Source organism: Proteus sp. MB838, assembly GCF_054767435.1.
This window is the reverse complement of the sequence record NZ_BAABMO010000016.1, coordinates 42262-65959: the sequence shown is the minus strand read 5'-3', so window position 1 is coordinate 65959 and position 23698 is coordinate 42262. Positions and strand designations below refer to the sequence as shown.

General features: G+C 39.2%; 16 protein-coding genes, 1 other RNA gene and 2 pseudogenes. 5 read left to right on the top strand and 14 right to left on the bottom strand.

Translation table 11 applies throughout. The features are described from left to right. The first annotated feature begins 11 nt into the window (after positions 1–11). The 3 genes from ACYUCW_RS09170 (at position 12) to ACYUCW_RS09160 (ending at position 4439) form a co-directional block, all read left to right on the top strand. Positions 12–3170 (top strand): efflux RND transporter permease subunit, encoded by a 3159-nt coding sequence (locus ACYUCW_RS09170; RefSeq protein ID WP_460408432.1) that lies wholly within the window; start codon positions 12–14, stop codon positions 3168–3170. Between the two features lie 657 nt (positions 3171–3827). After that, on the top strand, positions 3828–4190 hold the full coding sequence (tomB, locus tag ACYUCW_RS09165; protein WP_004245073.1) for an Hha toxicity modulator TomB: 363 nt from the start codon (positions 3828–3830) through the stop codon (positions 4188–4190). A 45-nt stretch (positions 4191–4235) separates the two neighbouring features. After that, entirely contained in the window at positions 4236–4439 is a 204-nt protein-coding gene (locus ACYUCW_RS09160) for an HHA domain-containing protein (RefSeq protein ID WP_004245074.1), read from the top strand. Between the two features lie 399 nt (positions 4440–4838). Here the strand turns inward: ACYUCW_RS09160 and ffs are convergent. Next, positions 4839–4935: signal recognition particle sRNA small type (gene ffs, locus ACYUCW_RS09155), an RNA gene on the bottom strand. Between the two features lie 295 nt (positions 4936–5230). Between ffs and tesB the strand changes: the two genes are divergently transcribed. Beyond that, on the top strand, positions 5231–6106 hold the full coding sequence (tesB, locus tag ACYUCW_RS09150; protein WP_004245075.1) for an acyl-CoA thioesterase II: 876 nt from the start codon (positions 5231–5233) through the stop codon (positions 6104–6106). Positions 6107–6149: 43 nt separating this feature from the next. On the opposite strand, the pseudogene amtB reads toward tesB, so the two are convergent. The 5 genes and pseudogenes from amtB to ACYUCW_RS09125 all read right to left on the bottom strand — a co-directional run bounded on the left by amtB (position 6150) and on the right by ACYUCW_RS09125 (position 12055). Then, a pseudogene (gene amtB, locus ACYUCW_RS09145) lies at positions 6150–7449 on the bottom strand (ammonium transporter AmtB). A gap of 12 nt (positions 7450–7461) precedes the next feature. Next, positions 7462–7800, bottom strand: a pseudogene (locus ACYUCW_RS09140) (P-II family nitrogen regulator). A gap of 218 nt (positions 7801–8018) precedes the next feature. Continuing rightward, positions 8019–9806, bottom strand: coding sequence for a SmdB family multidrug efflux ABC transporter permease/ATP-binding protein (locus ACYUCW_RS09135; protein WP_163748202.1), 1788 nt, complete (start codon positions 9804–9806; stop codon positions 8019–8021). After that, positions 9793–11538: a SmdA family multidrug ABC transporter permease/ATP-binding protein gene (locus ACYUCW_RS09130; RefSeq protein ID WP_049257567.1), complete on the bottom strand. Its 1746-nt coding sequence runs from the start codon at positions 11536–11538 to the stop codon at positions 9793–9795. The genes ACYUCW_RS09135 and ACYUCW_RS09130 overlap by 14 nt, the downstream gene beginning before the upstream one ends. Positions 11539–11593: 55 nt before the next feature. Further along, entirely contained in the window at positions 11594–12055 is a 462-nt protein-coding gene (locus tag ACYUCW_RS09125; protein WP_004245080.1) for an Lrp/AsnC family transcriptional regulator, read from the bottom strand. A 157-nt stretch (positions 12056–12212) separates the two neighbouring features. Between ACYUCW_RS09125 and queC the strand changes: the two genes are divergently transcribed. Continuing rightward, positions 12213–12911, top strand: a complete 699-nt coding sequence (gene queC / locus ACYUCW_RS09120; RefSeq protein ID WP_004252552.1) for a 7-cyano-7-deazaguanine synthase QueC — start codon at positions 12213–12215, stop codon at positions 12909–12911. Between the two features lie 392 nt (positions 12912–13303). On the opposite strand, the gene ACYUCW_RS09115 is transcribed toward queC, so the two are convergent. The 8 genes from ACYUCW_RS09115 to tig form a co-directional block, all read right to left on the bottom strand. Then, positions 13304–13711, bottom strand: coding sequence for an acyl-CoA thioesterase (locus ACYUCW_RS09115; protein ID WP_004245082.1), 408 nt, complete (start codon positions 13709–13711; stop codon positions 13304–13306). A gap of 212 nt (positions 13712–13923) precedes the next feature. Further along, positions 13924–14298 carry a ComEA family DNA-binding protein gene (locus tag ACYUCW_RS09110; RefSeq protein ID WP_460408429.1) on the bottom strand — a complete coding sequence of 125 codons (375 nt, stop codon included), beginning with the start codon at positions 14296–14298 and terminating at the stop codon, positions 13924–13926. A gap of 254 nt (positions 14299–14552) precedes the next feature. Beyond that, entirely contained in the window at positions 14553–16430 is a 1878-nt protein-coding gene (ppiD, locus tag ACYUCW_RS09105; protein ID WP_004247230.1) for a peptidylprolyl isomerase, read from the bottom strand. A gap of 467 nt (positions 16431–16897) precedes the next feature. Then, complete coding sequence (hupB, locus tag ACYUCW_RS09100; RefSeq protein WP_004247229.1) at positions 16898–17173, bottom strand: nucleoid-associated protein HU-beta; 276 nt, start codon at positions 17171–17173, stop codon at positions 16898–16900. A gap of 221 nt (positions 17174–17394) precedes the next feature. Next, complete coding sequence (gene lon, locus ACYUCW_RS09095) at positions 17395–19749, bottom strand: endopeptidase La (RefSeq protein ID WP_004245086.1); 2355 nt, start codon at positions 19747–19749, stop codon at positions 17395–17397. A gap of 257 nt (positions 19750–20006) precedes the next feature. Continuing rightward, the gene (clpX, locus tag ACYUCW_RS09090; RefSeq protein WP_460408427.1) at positions 20007–21278 is read right to left on the bottom strand and encodes an ATP-dependent protease ATP-binding subunit ClpX; all 1272 of its coding nucleotides are present in this window, start codon (positions 21276–21278) and stop codon (positions 20007–20009) included. A 144-nt stretch (positions 21279–21422) separates the two neighbouring features. After that, entirely contained in the window at positions 21423–22046 is a 624-nt protein-coding gene (gene clpP / locus ACYUCW_RS09085) for an ATP-dependent Clp endopeptidase proteolytic subunit ClpP (RefSeq protein ID WP_004245088.1), read from the bottom strand. A gap of 256 nt (positions 22047–22302) precedes the next feature. After that, complete coding sequence (tig, locus tag ACYUCW_RS09080) at positions 22303–23607, bottom strand: trigger factor (RefSeq protein WP_004245089.1); 1305 nt, start codon at positions 23605–23607, stop codon at positions 22303–22305. Positions 23608–23698 lie beyond the last annotated feature (91 nt).

Genomic DNA, 23698 nt, shown 5'->3' with positions numbered 1-23698 from the left:
GTCGATGATCTATGCCTAAGTTTTTTATAGACAGACCAATATTTGCGTGGGTAATTGCCATAATTACCATGCTTGCTGGTCTTTTGGCACTCATCAAACTGCCTGTTGCACAATATCCAACGATTGCACCGCCAGCGATTTCCATCTCTGCGGTCTATCCAGGAGCTGATGCAACCACGGTACAGAATACTGTAACCCAAGTTATCGAACAGAATATGAATGGTATCGATAACATGGTTTATATGTCTTCAACCAGTGATTCTGCAGGTATGATGAATATCACGCTGACCTTTGAAGCTGGTACTGACCCTGATATTGCGCAAGTCCAAGTGCAAAATAAATTGCAATTGGCAATGCCTCTTTTACCTCAGGAAGTACAACAACAAGGGATTAGTGTCGATAAATCTTCTAGTTCATTCTTAATGGTTGCAGGTTTTATCTCTGGTGATGGCTCGATGTCACAAGATGACATCGCCGACTATGTAGGTGCAACAATTAAAGATCCATTAAGCCGTGTCACAGGGGTGGGTGAAACGCAGTTATTTGGTACACAATACGCGATGCGTATTTGGTTAGATCCAGATAAACTGGTGAAATATAACATGACCACACTTGATGTTATTAATGCGATTAAATCGCAAAATAACCAAGTGGCGGCAGGTCAATTAGGTGGTACGCCACCAGTGCCTGGTCAGCGTTTAAATGTATCTATCATTGCGCAAACTCGACTTAATACACCTGAGCAATTTGCTGATATTCTGATGAAAGTCAATCAAGACGGTTCACAGGTTAAGCTAAAAGATCTGGGTATTGTTGAGATGGGGGCTGAAAACTACAGCACGATTGCTCGCTTTAATGGCTTACCTGCAGCAGGTATTGGTATTAAACTGGCAACAGGTGCTAACGCCCTTGATACCGCAACAGCAGTACGTGCGGCACTGGCTGATATGGAGCCGTTCTTCCTTTCTGGATTAGAGGTCGTTTATCCTTACGATACAACACCATTTGTTAAGATCTCTATTTTTGAAGTAGTTAAAACGCTCGTTGAAGCCATTATGCTGGTATTTGTAGTCATGTATCTGTTCTTACAGAACTTCCGTGCTACATTAATCCCAACCATTGCTGTGCCCGTCGTATTATTAGGGACTTTCGCCATATTGTCCGCGTTTGGCTATTCGATAAACACCTTGACGATGTTCGCGATGGTACTAGCCATCGGTCTACTGGTTGATGATGCTATCGTTGTAGTAGAAAACGTTGAACGTGTGATGCAAGAGGAAGGACTGTCACCTAAAGAAGCGACACGTAAGTCTATGGGACAAATCCAAGGTGCATTGGTGGGTATTGCCCTCGTGTTATCTGCGGTATTTATTCCAATGGCATTCTTTGGTGGTTCAACGGGTGCGATTTACCGACAGTTCTCAGTTACTATTGTATCAGCGATGGTGCTGTCTGTTTTCGTGGCATTGATTTTAACCCCTGCACTTTGTGCGACATTGTTAAAACCAATCCCGAAAGGCAGCCATGGTGTACAAACAGGTTTCTTTGGTTGGTTTAACCGCGTTTTTGAAAAAAGTAGTCACCACTATACAGACAGTGTTTCTCGTACACTGCGTGGTACAGGTCGTTACTTACTGATCTACGTCTTACTTGTTGCTGCTATGGCAATTATGTTTGTGCGTTTACCGGCGTCTTTCTTACCAGAAGAAGACCAAGGGGTCTTACTGACAATGGTTCAGTTGCCCGCTGGATCAACCCAAGAACAAACTCAAGACGTATTAGCACAAGTCAATGACTATTTTAATACTAAAGAAAAAGATGTGGTTAAGTCGGTCTTTACCGTCAGCGACTTTGGTTTTGGTGGTCAAGGTCAAAACATGGGGCTTGCTTTCGTCGTATTAAATGATTGGGATGAGCGTAAATCAGACCAAGACAAAGTCCCTGCTATTGTCGGTCGTGCTAACCAAGCTCTTTCTCAAATTAAAGAAGCCTTTGTTTACTCCTTTAATATTCCAGCAATTGTTGAGTTAGGCTCTGCAGGTGGTTTTGAATTCGAGTTAATCGATAATGCCAACCTGGGACACGAAAAACTCATGGAAGCAAGAAACCAATTGCTTGGAATGGCAGCACAAGAGCCACAAATGTTGACGGGTGTGCGTCCTAACGGTCAAGAAGATACCTCTCAGTATCGTCTTTATATCGACTTAGAAAAAGCACAAGCTCAAGGTGTTGCGGTCAGTGATATCTACTCAACATTAGGTACGATGTTTGGTGGTAGCTACGTTAACGACTTTATCGACCGTGGTCGTGTGAAGAAAGTTTACGTTCAAGCAGAACCACAATTCCGCATGTTGCCACAAGATATTGCTAATCTTTATGTTCGTAACAATGCGGGTCAGATGGTGCCTTTCTCATCCTTCATTGATACTAGTAAAGATCCTTGGTTATATGGCTCACCACGTTTAGAGCGTTATAATGGTTTACCAGCTGTCCAGATCCAAGGTAGTGCAACACCGGGACAAAGTAGTGGTGATGCAATGCTAATGATGGAACAACTCGCCAGCAAATTACCAAGTGGTATTGGCTACGAGTGGACGGGTATGTCATACCAAGAACGTCTATCAGGTAACCAAGCGCCAGCACTGTATACTATTTCATTAATTGTAGTATTCCTTTGTTTGGCGGCACTCTATGAGAGTTGGTCAGTGCCTTTCTCAGTTATGTTAGTCGTACCTTTAGGGGTCATTGGTGCGTTAGCATTTACTACATTGAGAGGGCTTGAAAACGACGTTTACTTTAAGGTTGGGCTACTTACCACCATTGGGTTATCGGCGAAGAACGCCATATTGATTGTCGAATTCGCCAAAGACTTAATGGAAAAAGAGGGTAAAGGGCTAGTAGAAGCGACGTTAGATTCCGTTAGAATGCGTCTACGTCCAATTCTAATGACATCGTTAGCCTTTATGCTTGGGGTTATTCCTCTGGTATTAAGTAACGGTGCAGGCTCCGGTGCGCAAAACTCAGTAGGTACAGGGGTATTCGGTGGTATGATTGCCGCAACATCCCTTGCTATTTACTTTGTTCCTATTTTCTTCGTTGTGATCCGCAGAAGGTTTGCGAAGAAAAACGAAGACTTAGAGCACCCAAACTATCCGCACCAAACTAAGTAATCACTATGCTATACCATAGCCAACATAATTTGTTGGCTACCCATCAAAAAGGTCGCTTAGCGGCCTTTTTGTTTTATTTTAATTTTTCGTGTTAATCCCGCCCCTTTATATTGTTATCAATTAAAGAAAAACATATCCCTAATCAATAAATCAGTTTAATTTTTTTCTTATATATGACTTTTTGTCAAATTTAACACACTATTTTTTATTAATATCAGCTTATCACCAAGACTATTTAGCGATATAAGACATTTTTAGCAAACAAATACTAGGATAATCATCAAGTTAATTATCCTTACTTTTACGCTTCTCAACTAAATTTTTACGAAAATAGACAAATTTCTATCGCTCAGATAGTGACTTATGCAATAATAGTGCTATATTAAGCATACAGTACTTTTATTTTGTACACTTTTTCAACTTGCATTGAATGTAGTTTCGTATTTAAATACCTTTTTCAAATTACACCATTACTATGTAGAAATAATAAAAACAATTATTAAACATTATTGGTATATGAATAAAATATAAAGTTGCTGTTTATTTTAAGATTGTTTAATTAATTCATTACTGAATTAAGCCGCAAGCTTCATTAATAGCTAATTTATCAGTATTAATTATTAGTGTTTCTTTAGCATAATTCAGTCACAATAAGCTATGGACGAATATTCACCAGAAAAAATAGATTTAGCTGAATTGTCATTTTTATGTGAAGAGCTATTACAGCAAGCATTAAGCTCATTAGATAAAGGTACCGCAGTTTGGAACAATGATCTAAGTAGCACAAAAAGCGTTGACCTTAATGCCCTAATTGATCACATTATGGGCTTTAGTTGGCTGTTTAAGATAAAATATCCTGATAAACACGCTATTAACACTTTAATGGAAGAGTGCATAGAAGAGACTTATCGGTTATTCGGTAGTGACTCCATTTCCTACTCGGAATTGAATAATTGGAAAGAGTTAAACTATTCACTGTTAACGCTTATCGATAAAAATCCTAAAAGTTATATCAAGTAAATTAAATTACCTTTAGTTTTATTTAAATTATAGAGAAAAGACAACATGACTAAAACAGACTATCTAATGCGTTTAAGAAAATGCACCTCAATCGAAACCCTTGAAAGAGTGATTGAAAAGAACAAATATGAACTGACCGATGATGAGTTAGAGCTATTTTATTCAGCTGCAGACCATCGCTTAGCAGAGCTAACCATGAACAAACTTTATGACAAGATCCCAGCATCTGTTTGGAAATTTGTAAGATAATCGTATTAGCAAGTAACCATTAGTATCCTCTTATTTTTACTATCTCTTTATAGTAATTGGGTTAATAGTTCTTATTTTTAGGTATCGTTTTATTCATGCTTTTTTAATAAGTAAAATGATTACACACTATCATGCCGTGCTTATAACGGCATGACGGCATAATTCTTACAACTTCTCTTATTATTCATCTATAACGCGTAGGCGATAATAGGTGAAAGGCATTCTGTTTCTTATTAATTCACCAAACCCATATTGAGAGTAAATATAGTTAAAAAAACTATTAATTAAACAATATGTAAATAGAAATATGTTTAGATGCAAACGTTCAACGATACGATTACGATGAAGAAAGTAACTGGATAAAAAATAGCGGGATTGCAATGCAGAAATTGGGTGGGGCCTTGCCAGCGACATCCCGGCACACACGACACCTGCCATGGCTGCTTCCTTCCGGACCTGACCGAGTTAACAAGTTAGTGTTGCGGGAGAACCAACAAGACCCCATAGATTGTCTTATTGCTAAGACGATATGCATTATCTTTTAAAGCTATCCAAATAGCAAGGAAAGCCAGACCAAGTGCTGATAAATTACTCAATAAGGCCTTATGCTTTGCCAAATTCTTTCAATTTATGCCCTCTATTTAGCTAATATCGCGATTGCTCCCCTATCAAATAAGGTGTTACGGCATTTTTAGCAAAATATAAACAGCAGATTATTTTTTTATCCGATAGCGGATTGTATATAATCAAAACTATAAAACATAATCTATCCGATGATATATAGGTAAACTATGAGCCAGGCATTAAAAAAACTTATCAACTTAATGGAGCTTGAAAAAATAGAAGAAGGCCTATTTAGAGGTCAAAGTGAAGATTTAGGTTTACCACAAGTCTTTGGTGGACAAGTTGTTGGCCAAGCTCTTTATGCGGCAAAACAAACAATTGCTGATAATCGCTATGTTAATTCATTTCACAGCTATTTTTTACGACCTGGTGATAGCCATAAGCCTATTATTTACGATGTGGAATCTATCCGTGATGGTGGCTCATTTAGTACTCGTCGCGTCAGTGCTATCCAACAAGGTAAGCCTATTTTTTATATGACCGTCTCTTTCCAAGAGTTTGAAGAAGGCTTTGAACATCAAGATATGATGCCTGAAGTCCCTTTTCCAAATGACTTGATCTCTCAAGATGAGATATTGAAAAAACTTGCCCCAAAATTACCCGAACCTCTAAGAACACTCGCATTAAGAGAAACACCTTTTGAAGCACGCCCCGTGCAATATTTTAGCCCGTTTGGTTATGAGAAAGCACCTGCGGAACGTTATGTTTGGTATCGTAGTCGCGGAGAAATGCCATCTGATCCTTTCCTACACCAATACTTATTAGGTTATATCTCTGATTTTGATTTTTTACCCACCTCACTGCAACCTTATGGTTTAGGTTTTATGGATCCGAGTTTACAAGTGGCTACCATCGATCATTCCATGTGGTTCCATCGCCCATTTCGTGTTGATGACTGGTTACTTTATGCTATTGAAAGTCCATCAGCCTCAGGTGGTCGCGGATTTGTGAGAGGAAAAATGTTTAATATGAGTGGGCAACTAGTTGCCTCTTCTGTTCAAGAAGGTGTTATCCGCCAAAAACGAATAAAATCAAACAAATAACGCAGTGAGAATATTCCCCCCTCAGTTGAGGGGGAATAGACCATTACTGCTCGTACGCTCTTTCTCCATGAGTGGTTATATCTAATCCATCATGCTCTTCTTCTTGTGAGACACGCAATCCCACTAGCTTATCGGCAATTTTAAAGGCAATGTAAGCCACAACACTTGACCAAATAAGCGTAATCACAACACTAAATAATTGAGTTAGCACTTGCTTACCTAACGTCATATGTTCGCTATAACCAATGCCCCCTAAAAATGAAGCCGTAAATATCCCCGTTAATAAACAGCCCGCAATACCACAAGTACCATGAATACCAAAAACATCACAGACATCATCTGCTTTTAACCAACGTTTAAGAACCACAACCCCCCCAAAGCCCGATGATGCCAGCAATAATACCAATAACCAAAGCACCAATAGGGCCTACGGTTCCCGCGGCTGGGGTAATAGCAACTAATCCCGCAATACATCCTGAACAACTACCTAACATAGAAGGTTTCCTTCTCACTAGCCATTCAGCAAATGTCCACGCAAGAACTGCACCTGCGGTAGCTACAACTGTATTTAAAAACGCCAATGCAGCAATACCATTAGCACTCCCTGCAGAGCCTGCATTAAAACCAAACCAACCAATATAAAGTACCGCTGTACCAGTAAAGACCATAGGTAAATTATGTGGTTTAATCGCAGTATGTTGATAATCACCTCGTTTACCTAGTAAGTAAGCACCAACAAGCGCTGCTACAGCGGCATTAATATGGACAACCGTTCCTCCCGCAAAATCTAATGCTCCATCATCGATAAGCCAACCACCTTCTCCCCATACCATATGGGCAATAGGAATATATGAAAAAGTAAACCAAATAACAGTAAAGATAAGCAGTGCTGAAAAACGAATACGTTCACCTAATGCGCCAACAATCAGGGCCACGGTGATCACCGCAAAAGAGCCTTGAAATACAACATGCACATATTGATTAATTTCACCAGCAACAGAATCGACTGAAATATTATGTAGAAAAGTAAGTGACCACCCACCCCAAATCTTATTTCCAGCAGTAAACGCCAAACTATAGCCAAACATAATCCAAAGGATAATCACTACACTGAAAATCAACATCACTTGCGTCATTAGTGATAATACATTCTTACTGCGTAGTAACCCGCCATAAAAGAGTGCGATACCGGGAATAGTCATAAAAAACACCAATGCACTACAGATCAGCATAAAACTGTTGTCCGCTTTATCTATGTCTATTGTGGTGGCTCCGATAGCTAACTGAGGTAATAGAAAGTATGTAAGTGCTAACGTAAAAAAATAACTAATAAATCGTTTCATTTGTTAGCTCCTCTACAAGGCTTCTTCACCAGACTCTCCTGTACGAATACGGATCGCCTGCAATAACTCTAAAACAAAAATTTTGCCATCTCCTACTTTACCAGTATCAGTAACTTGGCTTATGGCTTGTAGCACAGGCTCTAATTACCCATCACAAACCGCTAATTCTATTTTTACTTTAGGAAGAAAGTTAACCTCATACTCAGCGCCCCGATAAAGCTCGGCATGTCCTTTTTGTCGCCCATATCCTTTTACTTCACTGATTGTCATTCCGTTAATCCCAAGCTCAGAGAGTGACTCTCTTACATCTTCTAATTTAAATGGTTTAATAATCGCGATGATATATTTCATATAATTGCTCCATACGGTTTTAGAAAGCGCCATACTGATAGAGCAAGAGATATGCCAATAGTTATTTCATTGATAAATAAATAAAAAATAAATATCACTCACTAACTTAGTGCAATAAATGCTCTTATCATGTCCACAATGCTAAAAATTGGGGCAAAAAGTGAGGCAATAAAAAACCCAGCATTGGCTGGGTTAGGATGAATGGAATTTAGATTATATCACTCAACAACGGCTGGCTCTTGAACTTGTAATGACTCTTTAACTTGTTGTAATTGGTACATATTGTAATAGCGACCTTTTTGTGCCAATAGTTGTGCATGTTTACCTTGCTCAACAATCTCACCACGATGAAGCACAACAATTTCGTCAGCATCGATAATGGTTGAAAGGCGATGAGCGATAACAATTAATGTGGTTTTTTCTCTTATTTCCGTAAGGGCTTTTTGAACAGCTTGCTCTGTACCCGAGTCGATATTTGCCGTTGCCTCATCTAAGATAAGAATACGGGGTGGAAATAATAATACTCGAGCTAATGCTAATAACTGTTTTTGTCCCGCGGATAAGCGACTACCCTGTTCACCTAAGGGGGTTTCTAAACCGTCAGGTAATGTTTTTACCCAGCTATTTAATTGTACTGTTGCTAATACTTGCCATAAGTGAGCTTCAGAGCAGTGACGCCCTAAAGTAATATTGTCACGCAAAGTACCTGATAATAAAACAGGATCTTGCTGTACCATCGCAATACCGCTTCTTAATGCCTGATGGGAATAGCATTCTAATGGATGGTTATCTAAGTAGATATGTCCTTTTTGCCATGGATAATTTCCCATAAGCAAACTGGCTAAGGTACTTTTTCCACTGCCAGTATGCCCCACAAAAGCGACAAAGTGGCGAGCAGGTATATCAAGATTAATCTCTTTTAATACCCACTGCTGTTTTAGATACGCAAACCACAAGCCGTTAATGGCTATATCTCCTTGGTTAATGGTATAGCTTGCATTGCCATATTGCTGCATTGGGGCGTCCATTAACTCAAAGACTCGTTCACCGGAAACAACCGCTTGTTGTAATAAAGATTGTTGAGACGTCAGAGTAATAAGAGGTTCATTAAGACGACCTAAATAGCTGATAAAAGCATAAATTACTCCAACACCAATCACAGCACTACCTTGATATCCAAACAGTATCAATAAGCCACATAGCACCAATGCAGAGAGCATACTGAGTAACGGGCGCAATAGTAGCCCATCAAGTTTTAGTGCTTTCATACGTGCTTGATAATGTTGCCAGCTATCATCTGACATTCTCTTACCGAAGCGAGCTTGTTGACGAAATTGCTGGATAACCGACATACCATTAATCACTTCATGAAAGCCATCATTAATATTGGCAAGATAATGACGCACATTGCGGACAATCGGTGTACTTAGCCGTTGATAAAGCATCATCACACCAATAACCGCAGGGAAAATCGTCATCGCCACTAATGCCATTTGCCATTCGAGTAGAAACATAGCGATTAACATCACAACCACCAATGCTATAGCACGAAATAGAGCAGGAAAGACGTTAACAAATAGATCTTTGATAGTTTCTGTATCATTGGTAACACGAGAAATCAGCTGTCCTACAGGCTGATTATCAAATGCACTTAATGGCTGTTTTAGCGCAGCACTCATCACATCTGCTCGTAACTGTTGTACCACCCCAACAGCGGCATAATTAAAGACGATTGTTTGGTAATAGTGCAATAGTGCCGCAATAATTTGTAATAGAATAAAAGCAGCAGCAAGACCTAATGCGTCTCGCCATTCAACTTGATGAGTCGCTACTTTAGCATCAATAAAATAACTAATAAGTAAAGGTCCACCCACTTCTGCAATCGCTGCCACCCATAACATCACCACACCTAATGTCATCGGTTTGCGATAGGTTTTGCCATAAGCTAATAATCTTTTTAAGGCCGGCAATAACGTTTTAATGGATTTATTATTATTTATCGTCATCTAATGCGGCCTCGAGTTGTTGATAATGGTACATATCTTGATACCAACCTGGCACTGCAATAAGTGTTTGATGAGTACCTTGCTCTATGATTTCGCCTTGTTTTAATACCAATATATTTGTTGCATCAACCAGTGCAGATAAACGGTGAGCACTAATAATAATGGTTTTCTCTTTACGCCATTGAGCCAGATTTTGTAAGATCTGGTATTCAGTTTGTCCATCAACGGCTGATAACGCATCATCTAATAACAAGATTTCCGCATCTAACAGTAAAGCTCTAGCAATGGAAATACGTTGCTTTTGTCCCCCCGAGAGCATGACCCCTTTTTCACCAACTTGAGTCAGATATCCTTCGGGTAAATTTAAAATATCATCGTGAATATTGGCGATTTTGGCTACTGCCTCTATCTCTTCTTTGGTAGCATCAGGGCGTCCTAAGGCTATATTTCCGGCAATCGTATCCGAAAAAAGAAACGGTGTTTGGTTGACAACAGCAAGTCTTCCCCGCCATTCATCCAATTTTAATTGGTAAAGGGGGACAGATTGAAAACGAATATCCCCTTCACTGACATCATATAAGCGCTGGATCAGCGCTAACAAAGTGCTTTTCCCCGCCCCAGTCATACCGCAAATACCCAACATATCCCCTGGAGAGAGTGTAAAATGAATGTTTTTTAGTACATCAACTTGCTGTTTGGGGTAATGAAACGCTTTAATATCTACCGCTAAAGTTCCTTTTTGATGCATTAGTGATAGTTGACCATCAACCATAGCCGGTTGCTCATTGAGTAATGCATTGATCCTGCTATAAGCCGCACTACCACGCTCAACAATATTAAACATCCATGCCAGCGCTAACATAGGCCAAATCATTTGCCCTAAATACATTACAAAACTGGTTAATTCTCCCAATGTCATCGTGCCATTGAGAACAAAATAACTTCCTCCCGCCACAGCAAGTAAGTTAGCAAAACCAATTGCCATAAAAATAGTGGGGTCAAACAATGCATCGACTTTTGCCACTCGCATATTTTGTCGACCCGTCTCTTTTGCAACCGTTTCAAAACGTGAAGCATGTTGCTGTTCAAGACCGAAAGATTTGATCATACGAATGCTACTTAAACTTTCTTGCGCTTGATTATTCAATGAAGAAAATAGTGCTTGTGCATTTTTAAAGCGGTGATGTAGTTTATCGCCATAGCGTTTAATTAATATTGCCATTAATGGCATAGGTAACAATGAGATAAGTGTCAATTGCCAACTTAACTGAATACTCATCATCACTAACACCGCAAGTCCCATTACCATAGAGTCAACAAGGGTTAACACCCCTTCCCCTGCGGCAAAAACGACTTTATCAACATCATTAGTGGTACGTGCAATTAAATCACCCGTGCGATAACGTTGATAAAAAGCCGATGATTGAAGACTAAGTTGGCGATAGATTTGCATACGTAATTTCACTGCCAGTTGGTAAGAAGCACCAAATAACCACAGTCGCCAAATATAACGTAATAAATAGACAGCAAGGGCGATCAATACCATGATCCCGATCCACCCCATAATTTGCTGAAAAGACAGGCTATGGCTATCAACACCATCAACAATAATCCCGACGATTTTTGGAGGGATCACTTGTAGAACGGCGATAACCATCAATAAGAAAATAGCACCGACATAACGACGCCATTCGCTGATAAAATACCAACTGAGCTGTGAAAATAGAGCCACGCCTTAAATCCTAAGGTTGTACAAAAATAAAAGTGCCAGTTGGTAAAGAGGGATCTTATTCAGGTATCGGCATTGCCGTTGTGTATTTAATTTTTTCCATTGCAAAGTTAGAAGTTACGTCAATAAGCCCAGGAACGCCGTTAACCATGCGTTTGTAAAATTGGTCATAACTTTTCATGTCTACAACTTCAACATGCATTAGATAATCACACTCACCCGCCATTCGATAGAATGTCAGTACTTCTGGCATTTGCTTAACGAATGATACAAATTGTTCATACCACTCGCTATTATGTTGCTGTGTTCTTATCATAACAATAACTGTTAAGCCAAGCCCAATTTTTTCGCTGTCGAGTAATGCAACACGTTTACGAATATACCCTTCATCCTCGAGTCTTTTCAATCGTTTCCAGCAAGGTGTTGAGGTTAGGTTAACCGCCTCTGCCAAAGTATTCAGTGAGAGGCTTGAATCTTCCTGTAATAGCGTTAATAGTTTTCGGTCAATCTTATCTAACATAAATACTCCTTTAACATATGCCCCTACAAAAAATAGTAATAATCTACCCCTGCTATAAGAATAATCTCTTACTGATAATTTGGTGATAACTTGTCATAATATCTGCAATATTATGCGTATTAATCCTTAAAAAATATCAATATTCAGGAGTATTCTGATGAAAAAAACGGTCGTTGTCTTTAGTGGTGGACAAGATTCGACAACCTGCCTAATCCAAGCACTAGAGCAGTATGATGAAGTTCATTGTATTACATTTAATTATGGACAACGTCATAAAGAAGAAATTGAGGTAGCACAAAGAGTCAGTCAATTATTAGGTGCAACCGCACATAAAGTTTTGGATGTCAGTTTACTCAATGAACTCGCTATCAGCAGCTTAACACGTGACAATATTCCTGTGCCTGATTTTAAACAGAGTGAACAAAGCGATATTCCTAGTACCTTTGTACCTGGTAGAAATATTTTATTTCTTACATTAGCCTCCATTTATGCTTATCAGATTGGTGCTGAAAGCGTTATTACCGGCGTATGTGAAACTGATTTCTCAGGTTATCCAGATTGTCGCGATGAGTTTGTTAAGGCTCTAAATCATGCGGTAAATTTAGGTATTGCTCGTGATATTCAGTTTATCACTCCGTTGATGTGGTTAGATAAAGCGCAAACTTGGGCACTCGCTGACTATTACGGTAAGTTAGATTTTGTACGCCACAACACCTTAACTTGTTATAACGGTATTCAAGGTGATGGTTGTGGTCAATGTGCAGCTTGCCATTTAAGAGAGCGTGGACTTCATGGCTATTTACAAGACAAAAATGCCGTCATGGACGCCATGAAAAATAAAGTTGGCCTTAAATAATCTGTCAAAAATGTGTTAGCTTTGTTTTCTGTGCGTTTACACCCGTAGCAGTTATTTTTAATTCGCGGCCTGTTAGGTTGCTAATAAAGTCGTCGAAGCCGTGATAACTAATTAACCAGTTGTTTTACCCAGTTTTCCCCTGTGATTTTCTCCGCCCTGAAAACAACAGAGCGGGGAATTATTCTATACCAAAACCAATTGACCTCCTCCATGCCCTAAAGGACGTGGCTCCCTACAGCGGTTCAGACCACAGTCTGACTCGTCTCGGTGGGTTCCTGCTTCAGCGAGTGGGCTGACTACTCCCTCCCTTACACAGGTAAGTACGGTATATCCTGCCGCTAATATGTTACGATCACCGATAAAATTAGACGGTTAACTGGATAACATCAATGCTAATCAGCAGACTGGCGTACATACTCCAATTTTTCTCGTAACTGATCTGTAAGTGTTAATGCTTTTTTAGTATTGATATCAACGAGTACAAAAGTCACTAATGCATCTGAAATCAATGCACCATCTTGTTTTCTCACTATTTTTTGAGACAACACGCCACTTTTAATACCGACTTCTGCAATATCACAACTAATGATTAGTTCATCGCCTAAATTAGCGGGCAAACGATAGTTGATATTAATATTCGCGACAACGAGTGCTAGACCATGCCGTTTAAACCAAGCGAGATCTAAGTGTTGTTCAATCCAATCCCATCTCGCTTGTTCTAAAAATTCAAGGTAACGTGCATTATTCACATGCTCAAAAACATCTAAATGGAATCCATAAACTTTAATTAATGTACTCATATGACTTTATTACCTCTTGATATCCCTAACAAACTTTAGCTAAGAGAAATTTCTATGTAATATCTTAAATATAGTCAAAAATATCAAATAGGGTATATTTCATCCGATTATTTATTACCCAAATTAAAATACCATCTGATTATTAATATTATATAAAGGCAATTCTGTACCCCTTTTTGATCACAAAAAAGGGGTACAGTATTATCGAGTAATTAGTTGATAATAATTAGATCTTTATTTTGTTCAATAAGCTTCATACCAATACCAAAGACCTTGGCGAGATCATCAAAAGAAGCAAAACGCCCCACTTTTTCTCGATAATCGATAATGGCTTGCGCTTTTGCTTTTCCGATCCCTTTTAGCGTCATTAATTCATCAAGTGTTGCACTATTAATATTCAACTTTCCTTGTGCACTAGCGTTTACCTCACTGATAGCACTCTCTTTTTGATCCCCTTTTTCAATCAACATGGTTGATGTTGAAGGCGATATATCATCGGCATAAGAGAGTGGTGATAACCCTAAACCTAATGTTAAACATATTGATGCCATAAATGCTGATAGTGTTTTTTTATCCATTTTAATCATCTCCTTTTTGTAAAAATAACTGTATATTCAACAGCAAACAGCGATTACTGAATGCCATCAAATAATGCCAAGCCTTAAATAATTCAGCAATTAGCAACCATATGAATTACGAGAGAGTAAGAAAAATAAATTGAATAAAAAAATAGCGTTACAAAAAATGACGTGACTGCTCGCAATTTCTAATCTTGAATATAATTTTAGCCATAAAAAAACCCAGTCGAAACTGGGTTTTTATTCAATCAATCTAAGATAGTTTATTGATAATCTTTATCAAAAATCTCGATTTTTGCTTTTTCTCTTAAATCGCTGAGCATAAGTTGTAAAGCTTCTTCTCCCATTTGGGCGCGATAGAGATTAGTCATAAATTCAAGCTGTTCTGCCGTTGGCTTACCATCAGTGACACTATCTAGTTGGATTAAGACCACTTTTGAACCCGGTACATTAGACATACCGTACTCTTTTTTACCTTCTGCTGGTTTTGGCATAGCAAAAATAGCACTTTGTATCGGATCTGTGGCTGATGAATGAACCACGCTTTCTACCTCACCAAACGAGATATTTGCTTCTTTCAATGCCGCCTCTCCTTTACCTTCTTTTAAGGCTGCAAGGAGTTTCTGAGCTTGCGCATTCATCGCTTGAGAAGCTTTTTGCTGTTTGACCAGTGTAATAACCTTGTCACGTACTTTATCTAATGGTTGGGTTGATGCAGGTTTATATCCTTCGACACGAACAATATAAGCACTATCATTACCAAGGGTAACCATATCTGAGTTCATGCCTGTAGGGCCATTGTCATCAACCAGTGAACCACCAAAGATAAGCTGTGTTAACTTTTCGTTATTCAAGGCTGCTGGTACATTGTTTTCATCAAACCAATCTGTATTGATTACAGTGACGTTCCCTGCTTTTGCTGCTGTCGCTAGCGTGTCGTTATCATTTGAAGCGGCTTGACTCACTTTTTGCTGCAATGCGAAGAAATCATCAATGGCTTTGTTTTCACGCATTTTTACTAATAAGTCAGCTTTAATGTCATCAAAAGGTTTTACCACCGAAGGTTTAATATCATCAAGACGGAAAATAGCATAACCGTTGCTGATTTTAACTGGCTGTGAAATTTGCCCCTTCTCAGTCAAACTCGCATTTGCTAATTCTGGTAGCTCTTGACCAATAGTGATCCAGCCTAATGAACCATCTTGTTTAGCAGAAAAAGTATCAATGGATTTTTCTTTTACTAAGGTGACGAAGTCAGCGCCATTTTTCAACGCATCTTCAGCTTCTTTCGCAGCGGTTTCATCTGCTAAGACAAGTAGACTGTATTTTTTTTGTCCGGGAACAGTAAATTCACTGATATTACTATCGTAATAAGCTTTAACTTCATCATCTGAAATAGTGATGTTGCTTAAATCTTTTTGGGCTTCTAACTGAATATAGCTCACTTTAACTTGTGCTGGAGCGATAAACATAGAGGTATTTTGGTCATAAAAGGCTTTTAATTCTTCATCTGATACTGTCTCTTTTTCAAGGAATGGCTGAATATCTAATGAAGCGAGACGCACATTACGACTTTGTAGCATTAAGCCGGCAAAGTCTTTAACTTCGCTCTCTAAAGCAAAGTCAGTGCCTTGAATAGAATAACGTAATTGTTGATTAATCAGATTTTGACGAATTCCTTCAGCAAAGGCATCAGCGTCAATATTATTCGCCGTTAATAACTCAACGTATTTCTTGTTATCAAATTTACCATCAGTTTGGAAATAAGGTAGCGCAAAAATCGCGTCTCTGATTTGCTGGTCGCCAGCAGAAATACCTAACTCTTGAGCAAATTGATCCAGCAAAGCTTGGTTAATCAGCACATTCAATGCTTGTTGGCGGATCATTTTTTGTCCCTCATCTGATGATGCTAGGGAAGCAAAATTGTCACCCATGTCTTTTTGTAGTTGTGCTCGGCGTTGTTGATAAGCTTGCTCTAACTGAGCACGACTTATTTTATAACCGTTAACTTCAGCGGCATCATTAACACCAGAACTAAAGAGATATCCGCCCACACCAGTTAGGACGAAAGAGAGGATGATCACAGCTAATAGTATCTTAATAAAAGGATTATTAGCAGTTGAACGAATGTTGTCCATCATAACGAGACTAGGCTCCGTTTGGTGAAAAAATTATTTTTTATTGGTGTTACACGACTATTTTGAGCACAGCTAATTTAACATGCTCATCGCTGGCTTAATATCAAAATGTCGCAACACGCGACAATCCTTAGAAATAGCCAATCCCGTATAAAATTTGAGTCTTAACACACATCTTACAGATACAAAATAAACAGCTCTAATTGACTCATTGGTCAGTTAAGTCTTTAGCTAACCATGAGATGCTTTCATGTTGTCTATTTCAGTTATAGAACAACGCGCTATTCTATCAAATGACTACTTTAGTTTCACGTCTTATCACCAGAGAATACTCGGTTTAATCCCCTTTTCTGTGGTAAAAAAGAAAAGCGCATCCTTTAAAGATGCGCTTTATTTCTTAATCGATTCGTTTTCTGTTTATCCATAACGTCAACCCAATAACACATTAGGCAGAAAAACGATTTACTCAATTATTGATTTACTGCGTCTTTTAGACCTTTACCCGCACGGAATGCAGGCACTTTGGCCGCAGCAATTTGAATTTCTTTACCTGTTTGTGGATTACGGCCAGTACGTGCTGCGCGATCACGTACGGTAAATGTACCGAAGCCCACTAATGCAACGTCATCACCTTTTTGTAAAGATTCAGTGATTGAAGCTACCATTGCATCTACAACACGACCCGCTGCCGCTTTAGTGATATCTGCATTCGCAGCAATTTTGTCGATCAGTTGAGTTTTATTCACGCTTTTCATCCCCATAATTTATGCGTTATTTTTTACCATTAATGGCAAATTTTGCAAACGTCGTTATATCAAGCCTTTTTATATATAGCAAGACTGATAAAACAGGACTATTAATTAATAAACCCCATTAAATTAACGACACAAAAAAAGACTGGCAAGCTTTTATTGCTTATCCAGCCTTTTTTTTAGTGAAATATTATGATTCACATCACGATTTAGTGTTATTTGTTAGTCACTACTTCGATGCCAAATGGCGATTTCTCTAGGGCTAACGTTAAAACTTCCTCAATTGTTTTCACTGGGTGAATATCCAGATCAGCAACAATGTTTTCAGGAATTTCTTCTAAATCACGTTTATTTTCATCAGGGATAAGAACTGTCTTAATTCCGCCACGATGTGCCGCAAGTAACTTTTCTTTTAATCCACCGATTGGCAATACTTGACCACGTAAGGTAATTTCTCCCGTCATTGCAACATCTGAACGAACTGGATTACCCGTTAAACTGGAAACCAACGCGGTACACATTGCAATACCCGCACTTGGACCATCTTTTGGCGTCGCGCCTTCTGGTACGTGTACATGAATATCACGTTTTTCATAGAAGTCGCCATTAATGCCCAGTTTGTCAGCTCGAGCACGAACCACAGTCATCGCTGCTTGAATCGACTCTTGCATAACTTCACCTAACGAGCCAGTGAAGGTCAGTTTACCTTTACCCGGTACACTTGCCGTTTCAATCGTCAGTAGGTCACCACCAACTTCTGTCCAAGCAAGCCCTGTTACCATACCAATACGATTTTCTGTATCAGCACGACCATAATCGACTTTACGTACACCTAAATAATCTTTCAGATTATTTTCATCGATTTCAATATGCTTGATAGTACTATCCATCAGCAGTTGTTTAACCGCTTTACGACATAATTTAGAAATTTCACGCTCTAAGCTACGTACACCCGCTTCACGCGTATAATAGCGAATAATGCCCATAATCGCGCTATCGTGGATTGTTAGCTCATTCTCTTTCAGTGCATTACGTTCAATCTGTTTTGGTAACAGATGCTGTTTTGCAATGTTGAGTTTTTCATCTTCGGTATAACCCGATAAGCGGATCACTTCCATACGATCGAGTAATGGCGCCGGAATGTTCATGGAGTTAGATGTCGCCACAAACATAACATCGGATAAGTCGTAGTCCACTTCAAGATAGTGGTCATTAAAGGCGATATTTTGTTCTGGATCTAACACCTCTAATAGTGCTGAAGCTGGATCACCGCGCATATCTGATGACATCTTGTCGATTTCATCTAATAAAAATAGCGGGTTTTTAACGCCAACTTTGGCCATTTTTTGGATTAACTTACCAGGCATCGACCCAATGTAAGTACGACGGTGACCACGGATTTCAGCTTCATCACGTACCCCACCTAATGCCATACGCACATATTTACGCCCTGTCGCTTTCGCGATAGATTGACCTAGCGACGTTTTACCTACCCCAGGAGGCCCTACCAAACACAGGATTGGCCCTTTAATTTTGCTGACACGAGACTGAACCGCGAGATATTCAAGAATACGCTCTTTCACACGTTCTAAGCCATAATGATCCGTATCAAGTACTTCCTGCGCTTTCACTAAGTCTTTTTTCACTTTGCTACGGCTATTCCAAGGAACTTGTACCATCCAATCAATATAGCTACGGACTACTGTTGCCTCAGCAGACATTGGCGACATCATTTTTAATTTCTGAAGTTCAGCTTCTGTCTTTTCTCTCGCCTCTTTGGGCATTTTCGCCGCTTCAATTTTGCGTTTTAACGACTCCATTTCATCAGGTGCATCATCCATCTCACCTAATTCTTTTTGGATCGCTTTCATCTGCTCATTGAGGTAGTACTCACGCTGGCTTTTTTCCATCTGCTTTTTAACGCGGTTACGAATGCGTTTTTCAACTTGTAGCAGATCGATTTCTGATTCCATCATCGCCATTAAATACTCTAGGCGTTCTGTTACATCAGACATTTCAAGCACAGCTTGCTTATCTTTTAATTTCAAAGGCATATGCGAAGCAATGGTATCAGCTAACTTCGCAGATTCTTCAATCGCATGCAATGAGGCTAATACCTCTGGCGGAATTTTTTTATTCAGCTTGATATAACCTTCAAACTGATTGATCGCCGTGCGATTTAGTACCTCTTGTTCACGCTCATCAACAACGGGCGTGTCTAGATATTCCGCTTTAGCTTGGAAATACTCACCATTATCAGATAATGTGGTAATTTTTGCGCGGCGAATACCTTCAACAAGCACTTTTACGGTTCCGTCAGGCAGTTTCAGCATCTGTAAAACAGAAGCCACTGTCCCCACAGAAAAAAGATCATTAACACCTGGTTCGTCAGTAGATGCATCTTTCTGCGCAACCAGCATAATTTGTTTGTTGTCGTTCATCGCAGCTTCTAAGCAATGAATAGATTTTTCACGACCAACAAACAACGGGATCACCATATGTGGATATACAACGACATCACGTAATGGCAATACAGGTATTTCAATACGTTCTGGACGCTCAGGATTCATAGAGCTCTCTCTTCGTTTTTAGCTTAACGCTTTTACAGGTAATTTTATTCGCATCTCACCAAATAAAATTAATTCTACGGATTGTCAAAATATATAAGGGCAGTTTTCCGACATTCAATAGCATTCCCTATTAAAAAAACAAAATGAGGGAAAATTCCCTCATTTTTATTGCGTTGGCACGCGTTATCCTATTTTTTTGCCCTAAAAGGGAGAAAATAGATAATATCAGACAAGAGGTATTGCTGATTTTCGCTATATTATTCACCCGATGCCTGATTTTCAGGTTGACTATATATAATCAGCGGTTCAGATTTCCCATTGATTACATTTTCATCAATGACCACTTTCTCTGCATTTTCAAATGAAGGAAGATCGTACATTGTATCAAGTAATGCAGCTTCTACAATGGAACGTAAACCACGCGCCCCTGTCTTACGCGACATAGCTTTTTTAGCAATCGCGGTTAACGCATCTTTACGGAACTCTAAATCTACACCTTCTAATTTAAACAATGCTTGATACTGTTTAGTCAGGGCATTTTTAGGCTCTTGCAGAATTTGAATTAACGCATCTTCATTGAGCTCACCTAATGTTGCAACAACAGGCAAACGACCAATAAATTCAGGGATCAGACCAAATTTAATCAGATCTTCTGGTTCAACTTGCGCTAATAACTCCCCTTCACTCGCTTTCTCATTTTGGCTTTTCACTTCTGCACCAAAACCAATACCTGAATGGGTATTTAGACGTTGCGCAACTACTTTATCCAGTCCGGCAAAAGCACCACCACAAATAAAGAGGATCTTCGAAGTATCTACTTGTAAGAATTCTTGCTGTGGATGTTTACGCCCGCCTTGAGGAGGTACAGAAGCTACTGTCCCTTCAACTAATTTCAATAATGCTTGCTGTACACCTTCGCCAGAAACATCACGTGTAATTGATGGGTTTTCAGATTTACGAGTGATTTTGTCAATTTCATCAATATAAACAATACCACGTTGTGCTTTTTGCACATCGTAATCGCATTTTTGTAGTAGTTTTTGAATGATGTTTTCAACATCTTCCCCTACATAGCCCGCTTCTGTTAGCGCTGTCGCATCGGCCATGGTAAAAGGTACATCAAGATAACGTGCTAACGTTTCTGCTAATAATGTTTTACCACTACCTGTCGGGCCAATCAGCAGGATATTACTTTTCCCTAGCTCAACACCATCGGCTTTATCGCCATTACGCAGACGTTTATAGTGATTATAAACGGCAACTGCCAATACTTTTTTCGCCAGCTCCTGACCGATAACATAATCATCAAGATGTTTACGGATTTCATGTGGCGTTGGCAATTCACTGCGTTCATGATGAGGTGCTAATTCTTTTATTTCTTCACGAATAATATCAACACAAAGGTCGACACATTCATCACAAATATAAACCGACGGGCCAGCGATTAATTTCTTTACTTCATGCTGGCTTTTACCGCAGAAAGAGCAATACAGAAGCTTCCCAGAGCTATCTTTGCGCTTATCTGTCATCAGTTAACCTCACTTAGTTATTCCTCTTATCAGCGAATAAGAGGAAGAAAGACTTTTTTATCTAGAGATTAATAGCAGCTTTCTTTATATCAATCTATAACAAAGAAAACCTGTTAACTCCATAGCTATTACAACGGAATATGACTAGCTGCGTTGTGTATAAACTTTATCAACTAAACCATATTCTAACGCTTCGTTAGCGGATAAGAAACGATCACGCTCAGTATCTCTTTCTATTTCTTCAATAGATTTCCCCGTATGTTGAGCCATTAACTCATTCATACGCGATTTCACTTTCAAAATTTCTTGAGCGTGGATTTGAATATCTGTCGCTTGGCCTTGGTATCCACCTAAAGGTTGGTGGATCATGACACGTGAGTTAGGTAGACAAATACGTTTACCTTTTGCACCTGCAGATAATAAAAATGCACCCATTGAACAAGCTTGTCCCATACAAATAGTGCTAACATCCGCTTTGATATATTGCATTGTGTCATAAATCGACATACCTGCAGTGATCACACCACCCGGTGAATTAATGTACAGGTTAATATCTTTTTCTGGGTTCTCAGCTTCTAAAAACAACATCTGAGCAACAATGAGATTGGCCATATGATCTTCAACTTGGCCAGTCAGGAAAATGATACGTTCTTTTAATAAACGTGAATAAATATCGTAAGAGCGCTCACCTCGTGAAGTCTGCTCTATAACCATCGGCACCAAAGCCATATTAGGTGCGAATTGTTCCTGGGTGTCGTTAAATGACATATCTGTCTCCTATTGCATTCTTATTGGTGCCAATGACAACAATTTTACTTGAGATAATTGATCATGACCATTGCAAATGATCCAATCTCTCACAAGACATTCAAGGCGCCTCGCGAGGAGTGATAAAATGACTATAGAATTATCTGGAGATAATCGCTCAAATTTCAAGACAAAATTTGATAAATATACACAAACTGAAAAAAACCCGTGGTTTTTACCACGGGTTTTTGCTTAAAACCGATATCGCGGTTAAAAATTAACCCATCTGAACTTCATTCATTAGTTCAGTGAAGTTAGTTTCTTTTTCCGTTACTTTAGCAGTTGCTAAGATTTTTTCTACCGCTTGCTCTTCTAATGCTAAATTACGGATGTTATTCATCAGTTGTTCGTTCTTATTGTAGAACTCAACAACTTCTGATGGATCTTCATAAGCTGAAGCCATTTCGTCGATCAACGCTTTCACACGCTCGTCTTCTGCTTTCAGTTCATTACTATTGATCACTTCACCTAACAGTAATCCAACGATAACACGACGTTTTGCTTGTTCTTCGAACAATTCACGTGGTAATTGCAGAGCTTGTTTTTCATCACCACCGAAACGTTGTGCTGCTTGACGTTGCAGAACTTCAATTTCGCTATCTACCGCAGCTGCAGGTACGTCAACTTCGTTAGCTTTCACTAAGCCATCGATAACTTGTGATTTAACACGTGTACGGATCGCATTTTTCAGCTCACGTTCCATGTTTTTACGTACTTCGGCACGTAAACCATCAACTGAACCATCTGCAATACCGAAGCGTTTGATGAACTCTTCAGTTAATTCTGGCAGTTCACGCTCTTCCACTTTTTTCAGGTTGATAGCAAATTGTGCTTTTTTACCTTTTAAGTTTTCAGCGTGGTAATCTTCTGGGAAAGTCACATCGATAGTGAATTCTTCACCTGCTTTATGACCGATAAGACCTTCTTCGAAACCTGGGATCATACGACCTTGACCCATTGCCAGTACGAAATCTTCAGCTTTTCCGCCTTCAAATTCTTCACCGTCAATAGAACCATTAAAATCAACAGTTACACGATCTTCTGCCGCAACTTCACCTTCTTTATCTTTCCACTCGGCTTGTTGTTTACGCAGAGTTTCTAGCATGTTATCAACGTCTTCGTCTTTAACTGTCACGATAGGTTTTACCACTTCAATGCTTTCCAGATCTTTCAGTTCGATTTCTGGGAAAACTTCGAATTCTACAGAGTATACAAAGTCTTCACCTTCTTTGTATTGCTCTGGTTTGTAATCAGGTGCACCTACTGGGTTAACTTTGTTTTCGATGATAGCGTTGATGAAATTACGCTGCATCAGATCACCCAGAACATCATTCAGAACAGACATACCGTAACGTTGTTTAACCATAGACATTGGTACGTGTCCTTTACGGAAACCATCAATGCGAACAGTTTTAGCAGCTTTTTTCAGTTCGCTGTCTACAGCTTTTTGGATATCAGCGGCTGGTACGGTGATTGTGACACGACGCCCTAGGCCTTGAGTCGTTTCAACAGAAACTTGCATCTTGTTACCTCAAAATAAGTTTTAGTGCTCGGTCTACTTTAAAGGAAGCTAATCTACGGCAAGTAGTATTAGACTTAATACTCCTTTCAGA

What these genes read in the sequence shown, in the direction of transcription:
- ACYUCW_RS09115 (WP_004245082.1), bottom strand. Translation starts at nt 13,711, where the DNA reads ATGAGTACATTAATTAAAGTTTATGGATTCCATTTAGATGTTTTTGAG.
- ACYUCW_RS09110 (WP_460408429.1), bottom strand. Translation starts at nt 14,298, where the DNA reads ATGATTAAAATGGATAAAAAAACACTATCAGCATTTATGGCATCAATA.
- ACYUCW_RS09135 (WP_163748202.1), bottom strand. Translation starts at nt 9,806, where the DNA reads ATGACGATAAATAATAATAAATCCATTAAAACGTTATTGCCGGCCTTA.
- tomB (WP_004245073.1), top strand. Translation starts at nt 3,828, where the DNA reads ATGGACGAATATTCACCAGAAAAAATAGATTTAGCTGAATTGTCATTT.
- ACYUCW_RS09160 (WP_004245074.1), top strand. Translation starts at nt 4,236, where the DNA reads ATGACTAAAACAGACTATCTAATGCGTTTAAGAAAATGCACCTCAATC.
- clpX (WP_460408427.1), bottom strand. Translation starts at nt 21,278, where the DNA reads ATGACAGATAAGCGCAAAGATAGCTCTGGGAAGCTTCTGTATTGCTCT.
- clpP (WP_004245088.1), bottom strand. Translation starts at nt 22,046, where the DNA reads ATGTCATTTAACGACACCCAGGAACAATTCGCACCTAATATGGCTTTG.
- ppiD (WP_004247230.1), bottom strand. Translation starts at nt 16,430, where the DNA reads ATGATGGACAACATTCGTTCAACTGCTAATAATCCTTTTATTAAGATA.
- lon (WP_004245086.1), bottom strand. Translation starts at nt 19,749, where the DNA reads ATGAATCCTGAGCGTCCAGAACGTATTGAAATACCTGTATTGCCATTA.
- tig (WP_004245089.1), bottom strand. Translation starts at nt 23,607, where the DNA reads ATGCAAGTTTCTGTTGAAACGACTCAAGGCCTAGGGCGTCGTGTCACA.
- ACYUCW_RS09170 (WP_460408432.1), top strand. Translation starts at nt 12, where the DNA reads ATGCCTAAGTTTTTTATAGACAGACCAATATTTGCGTGGGTAATTGCC.
- queC (WP_004252552.1), top strand. Translation starts at nt 12,213, where the DNA reads ATGAAAAAAACGGTCGTTGTCTTTAGTGGTGGACAAGATTCGACAACC.
- ACYUCW_RS09125 (WP_004245080.1), bottom strand. Translation starts at nt 12,055, where the DNA reads ATGTTAGATAAGATTGACCGAAAACTATTAACGCTATTACAGGAAGAT.
- tesB (WP_004245075.1), top strand. Translation starts at nt 5,231, where the DNA reads ATGAGCCAGGCATTAAAAAAACTTATCAACTTAATGGAGCTTGAAAAA.